Origin of the sequence: Streptosporangium longisporum (assembly GCF_039534895.1) — a bacterium.
Lineage (GTDB): Bacteria > Actinomycetota > Actinomycetes > Streptosporangiales > Streptosporangiaceae > Streptosporangium > Streptosporangium longisporum.
The window spans coordinates 564,188-582,733 of the sequence record NZ_BAAAWD010000015.1; the positions used below are offsets into that span (position 1 = coordinate 564,188).

The window sequence follows — 18,546 nt, forward strand, 5'->3', positions numbered from 1 at the left end:
TTTTATCCACACTTGCAATAGCCTTTGCCCCACCATGAAAACTCTCCCCTTTAGGCAACTATCGTCACTTGTTGCCGCCTCGTTGCTGTTTGCCCTGGTAACAGGCCTGGACGCGGCCAACGCGTCCGCCCCGGCCGCCACCGCGGCATCCGTCTCCCCCTCGCTCGTTCCGGTCACCGCCACGCCCGCGTCCGGCGTTTCGGTCACCGGCGTGCAGGCGCCCCCGCGCGGGCGCACCGCCGCCACGGCGAGCCCCCTCTACCGCACCGGTACCCTGCCCCGCGTCAACTGCCGGCCCGGTGAGATCCGCGCGGGGAGCGCGGCCTCTTACCGGACCTTCGTGACCAAGGTCATGCGCTGCCTGAACCTGGGCTGGAAGACCCAGTTCAGGAAGACCAAGCTGGCCTTCTCCCAGCCCAGGCTCCGCTTCTCCACGGTCAAGGTGAACACCCCCTGCGGCCGGTGGCCCAGCAGCGCCGGAGGCATGTACTGCTCCAGCAACCGCACCATCTACATCGGCATCTCGCGGACGGTCCTGAAGAACGTCCACCCCGCCACCCACGCCCAGTTCATCGCCCACGAGTACGGCCACCACGTGCAGCACCTCGCGGGGATCATGAACTACTACGCCAACAGCGTCTGGCGCGCCAAGCCCGCCACCAAGCTGGCCTTCTCGCGCCGGATCGAGCTGCAGGCGGACTGCCTGGGCTCGGCCTTCCTGCGCCAGATCTCCCACTCCCTGCCGGTCGAGCAGGCGCAGTGGGACGCGATGGTCTCCTGGATCGCCCAGAACGGCCACAAGAACTGGCCCAAGAACGACCACGGCAAGGGCCGCAGCCAGGCGTACTGGCTGGAGCGCGGCTTCAACGCCGGCTCCCCGTCCGCCTGCAACACCTGGACGGCACCGTCCGGCCGCCTCGCCTGAGGCGTCACCCGGCACTCACCTGATGCGGCGGCCCGTGTTCACGAGCCGCCGCAGGCCGCCGGGCCGGGGCCGTCACCGGCCAGGTGACGGCCTCCTCGGCCGGCCGTCCCGCCCCTCGGCACCGCACGGTGGACCCTCCACCGCGCGGACCCCTCACCGGTACCTTCGACCCACCTGATCCACTCAGCTCCACCCGGCCACCCGTCGCCGCCCCACAGCCGCGCGACGGGTGGCCTTTCTCGTCCACCCGGTATCTTGTCCACCCGGTATGAGGAATCTCATACCGTCTCCCGCTCCGGGATGAGGATCCTCCTCCCGTACGCGGCGTGAGGCCTCCGATCCCCGGCCACGAAAGGCGATCGATCCGTGACGGTGAGTAGTCTGTCGACGCCGGTCGAGTGCCTGTAGCACCCCGCGACACCGTCGGCACCCACGGCCCCGGGTGCCGGCAGCGTGACATCTCACCGGCCGTCGCGGAACGGACGGTCTTCGAGGACATGGCGGCACGCGTTCGGCGCGGACACGAACACCCGTGACGGACGGCTTCACCGCACCGCCCGTGGGACGTGCGGTCAGGAACCGGCCCTGGCGAGGACCTCCAGCGGGTCGGCCAGGACCTGGGAGAAGGCCAGCTCGGCGGCGCCCACGAGGGTGGCGTCATCGCCGAGGGCCGAGGTGCGCAGGCGCAGGTGCTCGCGGGACGGCGGCAGGGCGTCGACGGCGAGACGGCTGCGGACCTGGGCGGCCGACCCCAGGTAGATCTCCCGGAGCATGCCCCCGAACACGATCATCTCCGGGTTGAAGAGGTTGACGAGGTTGGCGACCCCCCAGCCCGAGCCAGTCACCGACCCGGCTCAGCGCGGCCTGCGCGACGACGTCCCCCCGGTCGGCGGCGTCGACCACGGCGCGGACGGCGTCGACCCCGACCTTGGGGCCGAAACGCCCGGCGGCCTCCAGCAGGGCGCGCTCCCCCACCTCGGCCTCCAGGCAGCCCAGCGACCCGCACGAGCACAGGCGTCCCCGGCCGGGATTGACGATCATGTGACCGACCTCGCCGCCGAAGCCCAGGTGGCCGCCGAGCAGCTGGCCGTTGACGATCACGCCCCCGCCGATGCCGACGTCCCCGTGCAGGTAGACCAGGTCGCGGCAGCCGACGCCGACCCCCCGGGTCTGCTCGGCCAGGGCGGCCAGGTTGGCGTCGTTGCCGACGGCGACCGGCAGGCCGAAGGCCAGCCGCCGGGTCATCTCCTCGGCGAACGGCACGTCCTCCACGGTCACCATGTTGGGCCCGAACCTGATGATCCCGTCGTCGCGGCCCACTCCCCCGGGGAACGCCGCGGCGACCCCCACGCAGACGGTGTCCGGCCTGGTCCTGCGGTGCATCTGCCGGGCGAAGGCGGCGAGCGGCCCGACGATCTCCTCCATGGAGAAGGAACCGCGCCGCCGTACCGTCTCGCGCCGGTCGAGGATGGTGCCGCCCAGGCCGACGCGGGCGGCGACCATCCGGTCGACGCCCACGTCGAAGGCGAACACGTAGACCCGCGCCGACTCCGGGCGGACCACCAGGGACGGGCGCCCGGCGCGTCCCGTCTCCCGGGGCAGCTCCTCCCTGACCAGGCCGGCGGCGGTCAGGTCGGCGGTGAGGGCCATGATGGTGCTGCGGTTGAGTCCCATCCGGTTGGTGAGTTCCGCGCGGGAGGTGGGCCCGCCCAGATGCACGTGACGCAGGAGGGCCCCGAGGTTGTGACGCCTGATCTCCTCTTGGGAGGGACCTGCCCGCATGGCCTTGGATTCCTTCGGTGGATCGGAGTCGATGATCACCTTAGTCCGGTGGCGGCCGCTCGCTTGCGGGAGAGGGCGTCCACCATGGCGGCCAGCAGCAGGACCGATCCGGTCACCATGTACTTCACGCCGGAGCTGTAGCCCATCAGGCCCATGCCGTTCTCGATGACCGCGACCACCGCGCCGCCGAGGATGGCGTCCAGCACCCGGCCCTTGCCGCCGAACAGGCTGGTGCCGCCGATGACGGCGGCGCCGACCGCGTACAGCAGCACGTTGCTGCCGCCGGTGTTGGGGTCGACGGAGCTGGCGCGGGAGGCGGCGATGATGCCGCCGATGGCGGCCATGGAGGAACAGATCACGAACGCGCTGATCTTCATCCGGTCGACGTTGATGCCCGCCCGGCGCGCGGCCTCGGCGTTGCCGCCGACCGCGTACAGGTGACGTCCGTACGCCGTGCGGCGGAGCAGGAACGTCAGGATCAGCAGCAGCACCACGATGACGGGCACCACGAGCGGCACGCCGGCCAGGGAGACGACCGCGGCGTTGCGGCTGCGCTCGATGTTGAGGAAGTACACGGCGAGCCCGCCGAGCAGCGCGAGGGCGCCCACCCTGACCGCGATCAGCGAGATCGGGTCGGAGGTCAGTCCCCGGGAGGCGCGCTTGCGGGCGCGGGTCAGCTGGAGACCGGCGTAGGCGACGACGCCGACGGCCAGCAGGATCCAGCCCAGCGTGGGCGGCAGGTTCTTGTTGGAGATCGACAGGATCGTCTCGTCGCGGATGGCGATGATCGTGCCGCCCTTGACGAGCAGCAGCACGAGCCCCTGGAAGGCCAGGAAGGCCGCGAGCGTCACCACGAAGGACGGGATGCCGAGTTTCGCGACGATGGACCCGATCGTGGTGCCGATCACCACGCCGGCGAGGATGGCCGCGCCGACCGCGACGTACCAGGGCAGGCCCTGGCTGCTGAGCATGATCGCGAGGATCGCGGCGCAGACGCCGCTGGCGAAGCCCGCCGACAGGTCGATCTCGCCGAGGAGCAGGACGAAGACCAGGCCCATGGCGATCACGGTGACCGCGGCGCCCTGGGTGAGCAGGTTGGCGAAGTTGCCCGAGGACAGGAAGGCGGGACGCAGGATCGCGAAGACCGTGCAGAGCACCACGAGGCCGAACACCGCCGGTAGCGCGCCCATGTCCCCGCCGCGTACCCGCTCGACGTAGCCGCGGGCGTTCGCCGTGATGGAGGGTGACTCCTGCACGGGCTTCGGGGTGATGGTGGCGGTCATACGGTGACTCCGTTGGTGAGGCCGAGGTCCCCGCTGCGGCCGGAGGTGATGAGTTCGACGACCTGTGCGTGGGTGACGTCCGAGGTCTTGACCTGGGCCGCCATCCGGCCGAGGTAGAGGGTCGCGATCCGGTCCGAGACGGCGAACACGTCGTTCATGTTGTGCGAGATCAGCACGACGGCCAGGCCCTGGTCGGCGAGGCGGCGGACCAGCTCCAGCACCTGCGCCGTCTGGGCGACGCCCAGCGCCGCGGTCGGCTCGTCGAGGATGACGACCTTGCTGTTCCACAGCACGGCCTTGGCGATGGCCACGGTCTGGCGCTGGCCGCCGGACAGGCTGGCGACGAGCTGGCGGATGGACTTGACGGTCCTGACCGAGAGGCTCTCCAGGGTCCTGGCCGCCATCTCCTCCATGGTGTCCTCGTCGAGGACGATGCCGCGCTTGTGCTCGCGGCCGAGGAACATGTTCTGGACGATGTCGAGGTTGTCGCAGAGCGCGAGGTCCTGGTAGACGATCTCGATGCCCAGGTCGGCCGCGTCGCGCGGGCTGCCGATCTGGACGGCCTTGCCGTCGAAGAAGTACTCGCCGGAGTCGATGGAGTGGATGCCGCCGACGCACTTGACGAGGGTGGACTTGCCCGCGCCGTTGTCGCCGACCAGCGCGGTCACCTCTCCGGGATACGCGGAGAGGGAGACGTCGTGCAGGACCTGTACGGGACCGAAACTCTTGTCGATCCCGCGAAGTTCCAGTGCGGGGGTCATGGGGTTGTGCTCCCTGTGTTCATTTCGCGCGGTGAGGCTCGCGCGGTTGGGGCGCCTGCAGGCGGTGTCCTGCCCTGCCGTACGGGAGACGCTCATCTGCCGCGTACCCCGGTGTCACAGTGCGGATGCGCCACGATCGGGCGTGGGGGCGCGGCCGGCCGCCGGGGCCGGCCGCGCCCTCCCGCGTGTTACTCGATTCCGGCCTCGGTGCACTTCTTGGCGAAGTCACCGGTGCACAGCTCCTCCTTGGTCACGAAGCCGTCGGCGACGACGTCCTTGACGCTGTCGAAGAAGATCGGCTGGGGGTCGAGCAGGACGGCGGGCACGTCGGCGCCGCTCTCGGTGTCCTTGACCGTGCCGGACGCCGCGGGCTTCTCGCCCTTGGCCAGGCCGATGGCGAGCTCGGCGGCCGCGTCGGCCTCCTTCTTGATCGCCTTGTAGACCGTCATGCACTGGTCGCCGGCGAGGATGTTCTGCAGGCCCTGCACGGTGGCGTCCTGGCCGGTGACCGGGACCTTGCCGTTCAGGTTGTTCTTCTTCAGGACGGTGATGGCGGCGTTGCCGAGACCGTCGTTGGCGGCCAGGACGCCGGCGATCTTCGGCTGCTCGGTGAGCATCTGCTCGAAGATCGTGCCCGCCTGGGCGTTGTCCCAGTCCGGAACCGACTGGTCCGGGCCCTTGACGTACTCCTTGGAGTCGTACTTGGCCTTGAGCACGCCGTCGTAGCCGTTCTTGAACAGCGTGGCGTTGTTGTCGGTCGGCGAGCCGTTGAGCTCGGCGACGATCGGCTTCTCGGCCTTCTTGTCGGTCAGGCACTTGACCAGGCCCTCACCCTGCAGGGTGCCGACCTTGGTGTTGTCGAAGCTGACGTAGTAGGACGCGCCGCCGTTGAGGGTGAGGCGGTCGTAGTCGATGGTCGCCACGCCCTGGGCCTTGGCCTTGTCGAGCACGGCCTTGCCGGTGCCGCTGTCCAGGTTCACGATCATCAGGACCGTGGCGCCGTTGGTGATCATCTGGTCGGCGATGGTCTGGAACTGCGTCTTGTCACCCTGGGCGTTCTGGATGTCGTAGGCGACACCCGCGGCCTTGAACGCCTCCTCCAGGTACTTGCGGTCCGCGGTCTCCCAGCGGGCGGAGGACTTGCTGTCGGGAAGGATGACACCGATCTTGCCGGCGGCGGCCGAGCTCGCGGCGGCGGAGGGCGCGCCGCTCGGGGCGGCGGTGGTGGGCTCTTCGCTCCCGCAGGCGGCGAGACCGAGGGTCATCACCGCGGCGGCGGTGGTCATGCTGAGGATCCCCTTGCGCATGGTGCACGGGTCCTTTCTTCGAAAGTGGGGGGTACGGAGAGTGCGGCATGCCGAATTCGCGGGCCCGGCTCCGCCGGATCTCGGCTCACCGTTCCGTTGAATGTTGTTTGCGGCAACGTATTCCGCCGTTGGCCAGAGCGCCAGACCCTCCAGAGGTAAAGTTTGTTGTGGCCGGTAACAATCCAGAAACGCCTGCTTAACGACGTCGTGCCGGGCGGCCGGAGCCCCTGCCCGGCCGGGGTTTCCTCACGGGCGGCGCCGGGGACGCCCGCTCGCGGTCCCCGCGGGGAGGGGACCGGCCCTCTCAGGGATCACGACGACGGCGGGGCGGGGACGAGGCCGCCCTCGTAGGCCGCGATGACGAGCTGGGCCCGGTCGCGGGCGTGCAGCTTGGCCAGCAGGCGGCCGATGTGGGTCTTGACCGTGCCGACGGTGAGGTGGAGGTGCTCCGCGATCTCGGAGTTGGACATCCCCGTGCCGATCAGGGTGAGGACGTCCTGCTCGCGCTGGGTGATGCCGTCGAGGAGCCGCCGGGCGGGCGCGGGACGGGGGGTTCGCAGGAAATCGGCGATGAGCCGCCGGGTGACGGTGGGCGCGAGCAGCGCCTCGCCGGAGGCGACGACCCGGATGGCGGCCAGGAGCTCGGCCGCGGTCGCGCTCTTGACGAGGAACCCGCTCGCCCCGGCCCTGAGCGAGGCGTACACGTACTCGTCCTGGTCGAACGTGGTGAGGATCAGCACGTGGGCGCCGGCGCAGGCCGGGTCGGCGCAGATGCGCCTGGTCGCCTCGATGCCGTCCATGTCCGGCATCCGCACGTCCATGAGGACGACGTGCGGCCGCCGCAGCCGGGTCAGGAACACGGCCTCGGCGCCGGTGCCCGCCTCGCCCACGACGACCATGCCCGGCGCGGTGTCGATGAGGACCTTGAGGCTGTCGCGCAGCAGGACCTCGTCCTCGGCGAGCAGGACCCGGACGGGCGCCGGCTCCTGCGGGGACGGCTCGTGCGGGGACGGGTCCTGCGGGGACGGCTCGTGCGGGGACAAGGCCTGCGGGGCGTCGTCGGTGGTCATGCCGGGGTCCCGTCCGGGTCGTAGGGCAGCCGGGCGGCCACGCGGAAACCTCCCTCGGGCCGGGGGCCCGCGCTGAACGTGCCCCCGTACATCCTGGCCCGCTCGCGCATGCCGATCAGGCCGTGCCCGCCGTGCCCCCCGGGTCCTGCGTGTCCCCCGTGCCCCGCGTGGTCCGCGCGCGGGGGGCGGCCATGGCGGGGGCCGTCGTCGACGACCTCGATCGCGGCCGCCCGCCCGTCGACGTCCACGGTGACCGCGCAGCGGGTGGGCCCGGTGTGGGTGACGACGTTGGTCAGGGCCTGTTGCACGATCCGGTACACCGACAGCGCGACCCCGGCGGGGGGCACGCCCTCCTCGCGGACGGTCAGCTCCACCTCCACCCCGGCCGAGCGGGCGTGGACGGCCAGCCCGGGCAGGTCCGCCATGCCGGGAACGGGCAGGGGGGCCTCCCGCAGGTCGCCGTCGGAACGCAGCAGGCCGAGCACCCGGTGGATCTCGGCGAGCGTGCTCCGGCTGGTCTGCTCGATGACGGCCAGCGCGGCGCGCACCTCCTGCGGGCGGGCGTCGGCGACGTGGTTGGCCACGGTGGCCTTGACGGCGATCAGGCTCATGCTGTGGCCGATGACGTCGTGCAGCTCCCGGGCGATGCGCCTGCGCTCGTCGGCCACCGCGGCCTCGGCGAGGTGGTGCACGAGACGGGCGGTGGTGTCCCGCTTCCAGCGCACGACCGCCCCGACGGCCCATGCGACGGCCAGCAGCACGCAGGTCACGCCGATCTCGACCGGCCAGTACGGCGGCATCTCGCTGGGCGTGGCCGCGGGCGCGAGGCCGGGGAGGACCCGGTCGTAGAAGACCAGGATCGCGGCCGTCGCGGCGGACGCGCACGCCGCGGCGGCCGTCGCCGACCGTACGGCCGAGACGGTGGTGGCCACCTGGTACAGCACGAGCACGGCCGGCACGAACGTCAGCCAGATCGCGCCCGCCGCGACGGCACCGGCCACGGTGGCGGCCACGGCCGCGGCGCACGCCCACACGAGCATGGCCCACGGCCGATGCCGCCGCAGCGCGACCGGAAGGCTCAGCACGGCCGCCACCGGCCAGGCCGACCAGGCGGGCCACGACGGCGACGGCCCCGGCGGGTCGACGATGGCGTACCCGACGAGCAGCGCCACGGCGACCGCCGCTCCCCCGTCGACGACGTCCCTTCCGCCGAGCCGCCGCAATGTCCCGTTCATGAGGGGAAGCTACCGCCTCACCGGCCCCCCGGCGTCTGCCCCGGGTCGGACATCGGCCTCCGCCCAGGGTCATAGCGCCGGCCCGTGCGCGCCGCCCGGGATCCGACCCCGGCCGGACGCGCCGACGCGGCACCGCCCGTCACGATGATGCCGAGCCGGGACGCGCCGGAACCGAACAGATGGGCACGGGACACATGAACGTCGAGACTCGCGGGCGGATCGCCCGGTGGCGGCAGGCCGGCGCGGAGCGGCGGGCCGCCAACGCCGCGGCCGCCCTGGAGCGGCAGCCCCCCTTCCCGGGACGGTGGGTGAGCGCCGCCGGGCTGATCGGCGGCCCCCTGCTGATCATGACCGCGACCGTCCTGCGCTCCCCGTTCCACTACTTCGTCCCCCAGCAGCTCGCCGCCTACGACCGCCACCCCGCCCTCATCACCGCCGCCTACGCCTGCTTCGCCTGCGGGTTCATCCTGCTGCTCCCGGCCATCGTGACGCTGGCGCAGCGGATCGCCGCCACCAGCCCGCTGTGGGGGATCTGGGGCGGCTGCCTGGTGATCCTGGGCCTGTTCACCCGCGTCTTCCAGTTCGGCACCGACCACCTGGCCTTCCACATGACCGACAGCCTCGGGCTGCAGACGATGCTCGGCGCCGTCGACGACTACTACGTGGCGTGGCGGGACACGCGCTGGCACCCGTTCAGGGCACTGTCCGGGCCCGCCTTCCTGGGCTGGGTCGTGCTGGCCGTCGGCGCCTACCGCTCCGGGGCCCTGGGGCTGGGCCGTTCGATCGCGCTCGGCCTGATGTCGGCGCTCGCTCTCGGGACGCTCAAGGGCACCGAGCCGCAGTCCTTCGTCGCCGTCGGCGGCCTGTGCGTCGCCCTCATCCCCCTGGGCGTCTCCCTGCTGCGCAGCGGCCCCGCCCCGAGCAGGCGCGCCATGGTGTGGATCGTCGTGTTCGTCGCCGGTCACATCCTCGGCAACCTCTACGGCCCCAGGGGGTGACGGCGCCCGGGACGCCGGGCCCCGGCGGCACACGGGGCCTTGACGGCACCCAGGACGCGAGGCCCTGACGGCATGCGGGTCCCCGGCGGCACGAAGCCGCCCGGCGGGACGGTGTCCCGCCGGGCGGCTTCGTCAGGAGAACGCGCTGCCCGGATCAGCGCTTGGCGAGCAGCGAGCGCAGCACGTACTGCATGATGCCCCCGTGCCGGTAGTAGTCGGCCTCCCCGGGGGTGTCGATGCGCACGACGGCCTGGAACTCCTTGTCGCCGGCCCTGACCGTCACGGTGGACGGGACGCCGCCGGTGTTGAGCGCCTCGACACCGGTGATGTCGAAGGTCTCCTCACCGGTCAGGCCCAGCGAGGCCGCGGTCTCGCCCTCGGGGAACTGCAGCGGCAGCACGCCCATGCCGATCAGGTTGGAGCGGTGGATGCGCTCGTAGGACTCGGCGATGACGGCGCGGACGCCGAGCAGCGCGGTGCCCTTGGCGGCCCAGTCGCGCGAGGAGCCCGAACCGTACTCCTTGCCCGCCAGGACGACGAGCGGGATCCCGGCGGCCTGGTAGTGGGCCGAGGCCTCGTAGATGAAGGCCTGCGGCCCGCCCTCGACCGTGAAGTCGCGGGTGTAGCCGCCCTCCACGCCGTCGAGCAGGAGGTTCCTCAGCCGGATGTTGGCGAAGGTGCCGCGGATCATGACCTCGTGGTTGCCCCGGCGCGAGCCGTAGGAGTTGAAGTCCTTGACCTCGACGCCGTTCTCCTTCAGGTAGTCGGCGGCCGGGGTGCCGACCTTGATGGCGCCCGCCGGGGAGATGTGGTCGGTGGTGACCGAGTCGCCCAGCCTGGCGAGCACCCGGGCGCCGGAGATGTCGGTCACCGGCTCCGGCTCCGGCGGCATGCCGTCGAAGTAGGGGGCCTTGCGGACGTAGGTCGAGGCCGGGTCCCACTCGAAGGTGTTGCCCGTCGGGATCGGCAGCGAGCGCCAGGTCTCGTCGCCCTTGAACACGTCGGCGTAGTCGTCCAGGAACATCTGCTGGTCGATCGAGGAGGCGACGACCTGCGCGATCTCCTCGGGGGCCGGCCAGATGTCGGCCAGGAAGACCGGCTCGCCGTCCGAACCGGTGCCCAGCGGCTCGTTGTTCAGGTCGATGTCCATGGTGCCCGCGAGGGCGTAGGCGACGACCAGCGGCGGCGAGGCCAGGTAGTTCATCTTGACGTCGGGGTTGATCCGGCCCTCGAAGTTGCGGTTGCCCGACAGCACCGCGGTGACCGCGAGGTCGTTCTCCTGGATGGCCGCGGAGATCTCCTCCTGCAGCGGGCCGGAGTTGCCGATGCAGGTGGTGCAGCCGTAGCCGACCAGGTTGAAACCGATCTTGTCCAGGTACGGCTGCAGGCCCGAGCGGTCGAAGTAGCCGGTGACCACCTGCGAGCCCGGGGCCAGGGAGGTCTTGACCCACGGCTTGCGGGTCAGGCCCTTCTCGACCGCGTTCCTGGCCAGCAGCGCGGCACCCATCATGACGTACGGGTTGGAGGTGTTGGTGCAGCTCGTGATCGCGGCGATGGTCACCACGCCGTGGTCGATCTCGAAGGTGGTGCCGTCGGCCAGCGTGACCGGCACGACCCGGTGCGGGCGGTCGCCGTCGAGGTCGGCCTCGTTGGGCTTGTCGCCGTTGTCCTGGCCGGAGACGGCCGGGGGGTCGGAGGCGGGGAACGACTCGGCGGAGGCCTCGTCCAGCGGGCCCTGCACGCTGGAGACGTAGTCCTTGACGGCCGCGCGCCAGGCGCGCTTGGCGTCGGCGAGCGCGATGCGGTCCTGCGGGCGCTTGGGGCCGGCGATCGAGGGGACGACCGTGGACAGGTCAAGCTCGATGTACTCGGAGAAGACCGGCTCCTCGGCCGAGGGGTCCAGCCACATGCCCTGGGCCTTGGCGTAGGCCTCGACCAGGGCGACCTGCTCGGCGGGACGGCCGGTCAGCGTGAGGTAGTCGGTCGTCTGGCCGTCGATCGGGAAGATCGCGCAGGTCGAGCCGAACTCGGGGCTCATGTTGCCGATCGTGGCCCGGTTGGCCAGCGGCACGCTGGAGACGCCCTCGCCGTAGAACTCCACGAACTTGCCGACGACGCCGTGCTGGCGCAGCATCTCGGTGATCGTGAGGACCAGGTCGGTCGCGGTGGCGCCGGCCGGGAGCTTGCCGGTCAGCTTGAAGCCGACCACGCGCGGGATCAGCATGGAGATCGGCTGGCCGAGCATCGCGGCCTCGGCCTCGATGCCGCCGACGCCCCAGCCCAGGACGCCGATGCCGTTCTCCATGGTGGTGTGCGAGTCGGTGCCCACGCAGGTGTCGGGGTAGGCGGTCAGGACCCTCTCGCCGTCCCGCTCGACGTCGCGCGTCATCACCACGCGGGCCAGGTGCTCGATGTTGACCTGGTGCACGATGCCGGTGCCCGGGGGGACGACCTTGAACTCGTCGAAGGCCGTCTGGCCCCAGCGCAGGAACTGGTAGCGCTCGCGGTTGCGCTCGTACTCCCGCTCGACGTTGCGGCGGAAGGAGTCGGCGCCGCCGAAGAAGTCGACGATGACCGAGTGGTCGATGACCATCTCGGCCGGGGCGAGCGGGTTGATCCTGGCGGGGTCGCCGCCGAGGTCGCGGACGGCCTCGCGCATGGTGGCCAGGTCGACGACGCACGGGACGCCGGTGAAGTCCTGCATGATCACGCGGGCCGGCGTGAACTGGATCTCCACGTTCGGCGTGGCGGACGGGTCCCACCCCGCGACCGCCCGGATGTGGTCGGCGGTGATGTTCGCGCCGTCCTCGGTGCGGAGCAGATTCTCCAGAAGGATCTTCAGACTGTACGGGAGACGGCCCGACCCCTCCACGGCGTCCAGCCGGTAGATCTCGTATCCCGCGTCACCGACGCGGAGCGTGTCACGGCTGCCGAAGCTGTTCGCGGACACGGTTCGCCTCCTCATCACCCTGATGTCTGGCGCGCCGGCACATAAGGCGCAACTGAATCCTGCCGCACCGCCCGAGTGCCCATGTCGGTTAGGTACGCCTAACTTCCTGGTCATCGACGGGTCGCGACGGATCTCTCGACATCAAGATATCTCCTGGATATCTCGACATCAAATTACTCACCAGTATGGTCAGAGCGGGGCGAGACGGAGGTACAGCAGCCCGAGAACGACGACCGAAAGTGCCGGACCGAGAAATTTCTGCTCGAAGGCGCGGCCCGTCTTGATGCCGATCTTCCAGGGCAGCAGCCATTTCCGCCGGATCGGCCAGAGCACCGGGCAGCCCCGTTCCGTGCAGCAGTCCCCCGCGACATGGGTCAGGCAGCCGATGGCCACCGCCAGCCCCAGCCAGGCGTACCCCACGTTGTCGCTGCGGAACACGATGAACAGCCCGCCCGTCATGCCGACGTTGAGCATCGCCGAGGCGAACTTCTTGCCCGGGATGGCGATCCCGACGGCCCGCAGCGCCAGGCCGATGAGCAGGATCACCATGATGTCGCGGCCGAGCGGGTAGGTGTTGGCCAGGTAGTGCGCGCCGAAGCCCGCGGCGACCGCGAACGCCAGCGAGTGGGTGATGTTGCGGTGCCCCCCGGCGAGCCACGACACCGCCTTGCTCAGCGCCCAGGTGACCGGCCCGAACGTCTGCGCGATCGTCGCACTCGGGTGGTCGAGGTCGGGCAGCATCGCGGCACCGGCGCAGATGATGGTCCCGGCGACCAGCTCGGCCGGGTCGAGCGCGTTGACCATGACGCCGGTCTCGATGAACCGGTGGGACTCGGTCAGCAGCGGGAACGCGGCCAGCGGGGGCGCGATGCCCAGCCAGACGATCGCCCCGGTCAGGGCGTGCGTGTGTCCCATCATCGCCCGGACACCACCATGGAGATCATCCCGAGAGACCGTACGCCGCCGCCTTCCCCGGACGGCGCATCACGGTGTCCCGCATCACCGGCGTGTCGCGCGGGCCCTGTGGCCCGGACCCGCTGGTGCCGATCGTTCCCGTCCGATTCCCCTGCCGCCCGAGGGCGACGATCGTCCGCTTCGATCTTCCCGTCCCTTCACGAGGTGTGCCTGCCCCTGGCATCTTCCTATGAACGGAGAACGGATGGAACGGACGATTGGTGCCGGGAAGCGCGGCCGGAGCGCCGTTCCGGCCGTGACGAGCGGGAACGGTCCACCCGCGGACCGGACGATCCGGGAAGATCACCCACCCGACAGGCCCGTCCGGGCGGAACGGACGCGGAAGAAGACGCGACGATTGCCGCCGCGGACGGCTTGATCGACAGGAAGGCGAGCGGTCTGCGGACGGGCCGGAGGCGGTCACGCGGGGCGGGATCACCGGGTCACGCGGGGCGGGATCACCGGGTTGCGCGAGACGGGATCGCCGGGTCACGGGGGGCGGGATCGCCGGGAGCCGGGGAAGATCACCGGCGTGTCGCGCGCGGACGACACCTGGGGAAACGACAGACGGGACCGTTCCGCACCGAAAGCACCCCCCAGCCCTTCCGGCACGGAACGAATCCCGTCTACGTCCTTTGTAACGTGCCGGTCTCAGTGCTTGTTCCTGATTCCGGCAAGAATTCCGTGATCTGCCTCACTTCTACGCTGGGCATCGACGATCTCACTCTCGGTGACAATCCACAGGAACGGCACCAGGGGCAGCGCGGCGAGGGCGGCGAAGACCCCGAAGGCCCAGGTCAGGCCCGTGATCTCGGCGAGTATCCCGGCCAGCGCCGCGCCCAGCGGCAGGGTCCCCCAGCTCAGCAGGCGGCTCGCGGCGCCGTAACGGCCCAGCAGCCGGTCCGGGACGAGCATCTGCCCCAGGGTCCGGGCGTTGACCGTCCACAGCGTCCCGCCCAGGCCGCCGAGGAACGCGGCCATGCCGACCGCCCACGCCCGCGGGAACACGGCCGGAACGATCATCATGACGACGGTGAAGACGATGTCGGTGAACAGCGCCCAGCGGATCCCCAGCAGGCGGTTGACCGCCGCCACCGCCACCGCGCCCAGCAGGCCGCCCAGGCCGATGGAACTGATCAGCAGGCCGTAGCCGAACGCGTCGAGCTGGAGCACCCGCGTCGCGTAGGAGGGCAACAACGCCAGCCAGGCGCTCCAGCAGGCCGACAGCACGGCGATGGTCAGCGTCATGGTGCGGAGCAGGCGGTGGTTCCACAGGAAGGCCAGGCCCTCGACCATCTCGGCCCGGACCCGCCCCGGCTCCCGCGCGGGCACCCGGCCGTCCCGGCCCCCGGCGTCCGCGGTCTCCCGCGGGCCGGTCGCCCGGAAGCGGCCGGTCAGCAGGGCCAGCAGCACCGCTCCGAACGCGAAGGCCGCGGCCGACGAGCCCAGCGCAAGGGCCGTCCCCACCCCGGCGAGCAGACCCCCGACGGCCGGGCCGGCGAACTCGTTGGCGACGGTCTCGCTCCCGGCGATCCACGCGTTGACCGGCCCCAGCCGGTCCCGCGACACGGCGGCGGGGATCAGGGCGCCGACCGAGGAGTTGGCCACCACCTCGGCGATCCCGATGGTCAGGCCCGCGAGGTAGAGCAGGGGCAGCGACAGCACGCCCGCGGCGTAGGCCGCCACCAGGGCGAGCGCGGCGGCGAGCCTGACCAGGTTGGCCCAGGCGGCCAGCCTCCTGCGGTCCCCCCGGTCGACGAGCACCCCGACGTGGAGCGAGGCCAGCAACCAGGGCAGCGTCAGGGTGAGGCCCACCCCGGCCACCAGGCCGGGCGAGGTGGTCAGGCCGACCGCCAGCAGGGGCAGGGTGATCTTCGCCACGCCGTCGGCGAGGTTGGTGGCCACCGTGAAACCCACGAGCACGAACTCGTTACGCCGCATGAAACACCACCTATAGGCTTTTGGTGGTTGCATCCTACGCATGCGGAGATCGCCCGTCGACCGTCCGGGGCGGGATCCCGGCGCACGGGAGGTCCACCCGGGGGGAGCTCCGTCGCGGGCGAGGATGCGCGGCCGGGGCGGCGACGACGAGAGATCGCCCGGCGGCACCGACGGCACCGCCACTCCCGCCACCGAGGGGCCCCCGGCCTGTTTCCGCAGGTGAGGCGGACAATGAAGACATGACGATCACCTTCATCACCGGAGCGAACAAGGGTCTCGGCCGCGAGACCGCCCGCCGTCTCGCCGAACTCGGTCACACCGTGCTCGTCGGCGCCCGCGACGCCGAGCAGGGCGGGCGGACCGCCGCCGAGCTCGGCGCCAGGTTCGTCCCCATCGACGTGACCGACGACGCGTCCGTCGCCGCCGCGGCCGCGGACGTCGCCGAGCACGAGGGCTCGATCGACGTCCTGGTCAACAACGCCGGCATCGCCGGCCCCCGGACCGATCCCACCGCCCTGACCGGCGCCGACGCCCTCGGCGTCCTCGACGTCAACCTCGTCGGCGTGGTCCGCACGACCACCGCCTTCCTGCCGCTGCTGCGCCGGTCACCGGACCCGGTCATCGTCAACGTCAGCAGCGGGCTGGGGTCGCTCGCCTTCACCCACGACCCGTCGCGGATCGAGTCCTCGGTGGTCGCGCCGCTCTACGCCGCCTCCAAGGCGGCGCTGACGATGCTGACCACCCAGTACGCCAGGGCACTGCCGGACGTCCGCGTCAACGCCGCCGACCCCGGCTACACGGCGACCGACCTGAACGGCAACAGCGGCACCCAGACCGTCACCGAGGGCACGGACGCGATCGTGGCCCTGGCGACCGAGGGACCCGGCGCGGGCTCGGGCCGCTTCGTCGACCGGTTCGGGGAGATCGCCTGGTCCTGACCGTCCTCCGGGCCGGGCCGGGCCGGGCCGGGCCGAGGCGGCCCCGGCCCGGCGGCACAGATCGTGCCGCCGGATGCCCACAGACCCCACTTTCGCGACGTATGGTTGCCATCAGAATGTTCTCGATATATCTTTGAAGCATCGAGAGCGATCGAAGGACGATCGCGATATGGAGGTCGGACATGACATCCGCAGCATCGGGCGGCCCGTGGGCGGGCATCGGCCCGGATGAGATCAGGCGTGAGATGAAGCGCGCGGCCAAGGAGGCCTGGCGGCAGGCGGCCGCCGGTTGGCAGCGGGGCGGGGCGCGGCACGAGGGGCACCACCACTCCCACGAGCACCGCTCGCACGGGCACGCCGAGGGCGGGCCGCACGAGCACCGCCACCGCGGCCACCGCGGGCCCTTCTCCGGCGGCCCCTTCCCCGGAGGCGGGTTCCCCTGGGAGTTCCCCCGGGGCGGCTGGGGACGCAGGGGCCCGTTCGGCGGGGGCGGGCCGCCGTTCGGCCGCGGGCGCAAGGCGAAGCGCGGCGACGTCCGCGCGGCGATCCTCGCCCTGCTGACCGAGACCTCCTGCAACGGCTACCAGATCATCCAGGAGATCGAGCGGCGCAGCGAGGGGGGCTGGAAGCCCAGTCCGGGCGCGGTCTACCCCGCGCTGCAGCAGCTCACCGACGAGGGCCTGGTCCTGTCGGAGGAGAACGAGGGACGCAAGACGTTCAGCCTCACCGAGGCCGGGCGGGCCTACGTGGCCGAGCACCCCGAGGAGGTGCGCGCCCCGTGGGAGGAGATGACCCCCGACGTGGACGACAGCACCTGGGAGCTGATGGACATCACCCGCCAGTCGGGCTTCGCGATGCTCCAGATCCTGCAGACCGGCAGCGAGGCCCAGATCCGGGAGGCGAAGCAGGCGCTGGTCGAGACGCGCCGCAAGCTCTACCAGATCCTGGCCGACGGCGACACCGGCGAGGAGTGACCCGGACATGACGCCCCGAGAAGGACTTCGCATCGGAGACGCCGAGCGCGACGCGGCGATGGAGTTCCTGCGCGAGAACTACGCCCAGGGCCGCCTGACCCACGAGGAGCTCGACGAGCGGCTGGAGCTGACACTGTCCGCGCGGACGGACGGCGACCTGGCCAGGGTGAGCGCCGACCTGCCCGGCCGGGGCGGGGACGGCGAGAGCGTCGGAGGCGTCCCGGGGGCACCGGATCACGCCGGGCCGTGGGGACGCGCGGATCCGTGGGAGCGCGCCATGAGGTCGTGGGCGCACGCCGGTGGGCCGTGGGGGCACGGCCGGCCGGGCGGTCACGGCCCCCGGTCGTGGGCGGACGGGCCGGGCCGGGCCTGGGCGCACCACCACCCCGACGCGTGGATGCACCACCGCGCCGCCCGTGAGTACCGGCGCCGGAAGCACCGGGGCGGGCCCGGGTTCCCCGTGCCACTGATCCTGCTGCTGGTGGCCGGGGTGGCGTTCACCGGGCTCGGGGTGCTGAAGGTCCTTCTGGCGATCGCCCTGGTGCTGACCGTGGTGGGTGCCCTGCGCCGGGGGCGGGCGCGCACCGGCGGACACTCCCGGATCGGCCCTCCGGGCGCCGCCTGAGCGACTCCGGGTCCACAGGGGACCGTGCGGGCGGACGCGGTCGCGGGGCGCGTCGCGGACCACCGCTCGCGACGGCCCGGATCCCCGACTCCCCCGGATTCCCCGGTTCCCCCGGCCTTCGGACCGGGGCGCGTCACCAGAGCGTCTCGGGCTCCGCGTCCGGACCGTCACCGGGTCCCGGTCCGCCGGAGAGGAGGAACTCCCGGATCCTCCGCATCTCCCCCGCGATGCCGTCCAGCGTCCAGTGCGCGTTCAGGCCGCTCGGGTTGGGCAGCACCCAGACCGCGACGCCCCCGATCCGGGACCGCTGCGGGCCGATCGCCGCCTTGGGCGCCCCGAACGCCTGCCGGTAGGCCGTCACCCCGGCCACCGCCAGCACCGTGGGCCGGACCTCGGCGACGAGCCTCGCCAGCCTCTTGCCGCCCTCGCGGAACTCCTCGGCCGACAGCTCCGCCGCCTGCGCCGTGGGACGCTGCACCACGTTGGTGATGCCCAGCCCGTAGGAGGGGAGCAGATCCTGCTCGGAGGGGGACAGCAGCCGGGGCGTGAACCCGGAGCGGTACAGCGCGGGCCAGAAGCGGTTGCCCGGACGCGCGAAGTGGTGGCCGGTGGCCGCGGAGTACAGGCCGGGGTTGATGCCGCAGAACAGCACGTCCAGGTCGGGGCCCAGCACGTCCTCGATCGTCCGGTCCGTGGAGGCCTCCAGCTCGGCCCGGCTCGGCCGCCGGACCGGCGACCCCGGGCCCTCGCCGGGCGGGCGCCGACGGGGCGGGCTCTCGTGGAGCGAGCCCGACCCTCCCGCC

Annotated in this window: 15 protein-coding genes and 1 pseudogene; 5 read left to right on the forward strand and 11 right to left on the reverse strand. The window is 71.8% G+C overall.

The window, feature by feature from the left end:
- Positions 1-82: 82 nt before the first annotated feature.
- Positions 83-925, forward strand: coding sequence for a neutral zinc metallopeptidase (locus tag ABD832_RS28880; RefSeq protein ID WP_344901013.1), 843 nt, complete (start codon positions 83-85; stop codon positions 923-925).
- Between the two features lie 572 nt (positions 926-1,497).
- Here ABD832_RS28880 and ABD832_RS28885 read toward each other — a convergent pair.
- From ABD832_RS28885 to ABD832_RS28915, 7 genes and pseudogenes are all read right to left on the reverse strand, one after another.
- Entirely contained in the window at positions 1,498-1,716 is a 219-nt protein-coding gene (locus ABD832_RS28885) for a hypothetical protein (RefSeq protein ID WP_344901016.1), read from the reverse strand.
- A 100-nt stretch (positions 1,717-1,816) separates the two neighbouring features.
- Positions 1,817-2,707: pseudogene (locus tag ABD832_RS28890) on the reverse strand (ROK family transcriptional regulator); the annotation flags it as partial.
- Between the two features lie 35 nt (positions 2,708-2,742).
- Positions 2,743-3,990, reverse strand: a complete 1,248-nt coding sequence (locus ABD832_RS28895; RefSeq protein WP_344901019.1) for a sugar ABC transporter permease — start codon at positions 3,988-3,990, stop codon at positions 2,743-2,745.
- The gene (locus ABD832_RS28900) at positions 3,987-4,751 is read right to left on the reverse strand and encodes an ATP-binding cassette domain-containing protein (protein WP_344901022.1); all 765 of its coding nucleotides are present in this window, start codon (positions 4,749-4,751) and stop codon (positions 3,987-3,989) included. Before ABD832_RS28900 ends, ABD832_RS28895 begins: the two co-directional genes overlap by 4 nt.
- A 188-nt stretch (positions 4,752-4,939) precedes the next feature.
- Entirely contained in the window at positions 4,940-6,058 is a 1,119-nt protein-coding gene (locus ABD832_RS28905) for a sugar ABC transporter substrate-binding protein (protein WP_344901026.1), read from the reverse strand.
- 311 nt (positions 6,059-6,369) lie between these two features.
- A complete protein-coding gene (locus tag ABD832_RS28910) occupies positions 6,370-7,128 on the reverse strand; it encodes a response regulator (protein WP_344901028.1) in 759 nt (252 codons plus the stop codon).
- Positions 7,125-8,363, reverse strand: coding sequence for a sensor histidine kinase (locus ABD832_RS28915; protein ID WP_344901030.1), 1,239 nt, complete (start codon positions 8,361-8,363; stop codon positions 7,125-7,127). Before ABD832_RS28915 ends, ABD832_RS28910 begins: the two co-directional genes overlap by 4 nt.
- 194 nt (positions 8,364-8,557) lie before the next feature.
- Here ABD832_RS28915 and ABD832_RS28920 point away from each other — a divergent pair, with 194 nt between their 5' ends.
- A complete protein-coding gene (locus ABD832_RS28920; protein ID WP_344901032.1) occupies positions 8,558-9,361 on the forward strand; it encodes a hypothetical protein in 804 nt (267 codons plus the stop codon).
- 154 nt (positions 9,362-9,515) lie between these two features.
- Here ABD832_RS28920 and acnA read toward each other — a convergent pair whose 3' ends face one another.
- The 3 genes from acnA to ABD832_RS28935 all read right to left on the reverse strand — a co-directional run bounded on the left by acnA (position 9,516) and on the right by ABD832_RS28935 (position 15,206).
- The gene (gene acnA / locus ABD832_RS28925; RefSeq protein WP_413224660.1) at positions 9,516-12,326 is read right to left on the reverse strand and encodes an aconitate hydratase AcnA; all 2,811 of its coding nucleotides are present in this window, start codon (positions 12,324-12,326) and stop codon (positions 9,516-9,518) included.
- 174 nt (positions 12,327-12,500) lie between these two features.
- Complete coding sequence (locus ABD832_RS28930) at positions 12,501-13,229, reverse strand: metal-dependent hydrolase (RefSeq protein WP_344901036.1); 729 nt, start codon at positions 13,227-13,229, stop codon at positions 12,501-12,503.
- A gap of 687 nt (positions 13,230-13,916) precedes the next feature.
- Complete coding sequence (locus ABD832_RS28935) at positions 13,917-15,206, reverse strand: MFS transporter (protein ID WP_344901038.1); 1,290 nt, start codon at positions 15,204-15,206, stop codon at positions 13,917-13,919.
- Positions 15,207-15,445: 239 nt separating this feature from the next.
- Between ABD832_RS28935 and ABD832_RS28940 the strand changes: the two genes are divergently transcribed.
- The 3 genes from ABD832_RS28940 to ABD832_RS28950 all read left to right on the forward strand — a co-directional run bounded on the left by ABD832_RS28940 (position 15,446) and on the right by ABD832_RS28950 (position 17,743).
- Complete coding sequence (locus ABD832_RS28940) at positions 15,446-16,144, forward strand: SDR family NAD(P)-dependent oxidoreductase (RefSeq protein WP_344901041.1); 699 nt, start codon at positions 15,446-15,448, stop codon at positions 16,142-16,144.
- A 182-nt stretch (positions 16,145-16,326) separates the two neighbouring features.
- Positions 16,327-17,118: a PadR family transcriptional regulator gene (locus ABD832_RS28945; RefSeq protein ID WP_344901044.1), complete on the forward strand. Its 792-nt coding sequence runs from the start codon at positions 16,327-16,329 to the stop codon at positions 17,116-17,118.
- 7 nt (positions 17,119-17,125) lie between these two features.
- Positions 17,126-17,743 (forward strand): DUF1707 SHOCT-like domain-containing protein, encoded by a 618-nt coding sequence (locus tag ABD832_RS28950; protein WP_344901047.1) that lies wholly within the window; start codon positions 17,126-17,128, stop codon positions 17,741-17,743.
- Positions 17,744-17,876: 133 nt separating this feature from the next.
- Here ABD832_RS28950 and mug read toward each other — a convergent pair whose 3' ends face one another.
- Positions 17,877-18,449 carry a G/U mismatch-specific DNA glycosylase gene (mug, locus tag ABD832_RS28955; RefSeq protein ID WP_344901791.1) on the reverse strand — a complete coding sequence of 191 codons (573 nt, stop codon included), beginning with the start codon at positions 18,447-18,449 and terminating at the stop codon, positions 17,877-17,879.
- Positions 18,450-18,546: the final 97 nt, after the last annotated feature.

Excerpts from the sequence above, each read along its gene's own strand:
- ABD832_RS28910 (WP_344901028.1), bottom strand. The coding sequence starts at position 7,128 with ATGACCACCGACGACGCCCCGCAGGCCTTGTCCCCGCACGAGCCGTCC.
- ABD832_RS28900 (WP_344901022.1), bottom strand. The coding sequence starts at position 4,751 with ATGACCCCCGCACTGGAACTTCGCGGGATCGACAAGAGTTTCGGTCCC.
- ABD832_RS28950 (WP_344901047.1), top strand. The coding sequence starts at position 17,126 with ATGACGCCCCGAGAAGGACTTCGCATCGGAGACGCCGAGCGCGACGCG.
- ABD832_RS28930 (WP_344901036.1), bottom strand. The coding sequence starts at position 13,229 with ATGATGGGACACACGCACGCCCTGACCGGGGCGATCGTCTGGCTGGGC.
- ABD832_RS28935 (WP_344901038.1), bottom strand. The coding sequence starts at position 15,206 with ATGCGGCGTAACGAGTTCGTGCTCGTGGGTTTCACGGTGGCCACCAAC.
- ABD832_RS28940 (WP_344901041.1), top strand. The coding sequence starts at position 15,446 with ATGACGATCACCTTCATCACCGGAGCGAACAAGGGTCTCGGCCGCGAG.
- ABD832_RS28945 (WP_344901044.1), top strand. The coding sequence starts at position 16,327 with ATGACATCCGCAGCATCGGGCGGCCCGTGGGCGGGCATCGGCCCGGAT.
- ABD832_RS28905 (WP_344901026.1), bottom strand. The coding sequence starts at position 6,058 with ATGCGCAAGGGGATCCTCAGCATGACCACCGCCGCCGCGGTGATGACC.
- ABD832_RS28885 (WP_344901016.1), bottom strand. The coding sequence starts at position 1,716 with ATGATCGTGTTCGGGGGCATGCTCCGGGAGATCTACCTGGGGTCGGCC.
- ABD832_RS28895 (WP_344901019.1), bottom strand. The coding sequence starts at position 3,990 with ATGACCGCCACCATCACCCCGAAGCCCGTGCAGGAGTCACCCTCCATC.
- ABD832_RS28915 (WP_344901030.1), bottom strand. The coding sequence starts at position 8,363 with ATGAACGGGACATTGCGGCGGCTCGGCGGAAGGGACGTCGTCGACGGG.
- ABD832_RS28920 (WP_344901032.1), top strand. The coding sequence starts at position 8,558 with ATGAACGTCGAGACTCGCGGGCGGATCGCCCGGTGGCGGCAGGCCGGC.
- acnA (WP_413224660.1), bottom strand. The coding sequence starts at position 12,326 with ATGAGGAGGCGAACCGTGTCCGCGAACAGCTTCGGCAGCCGTGACACG.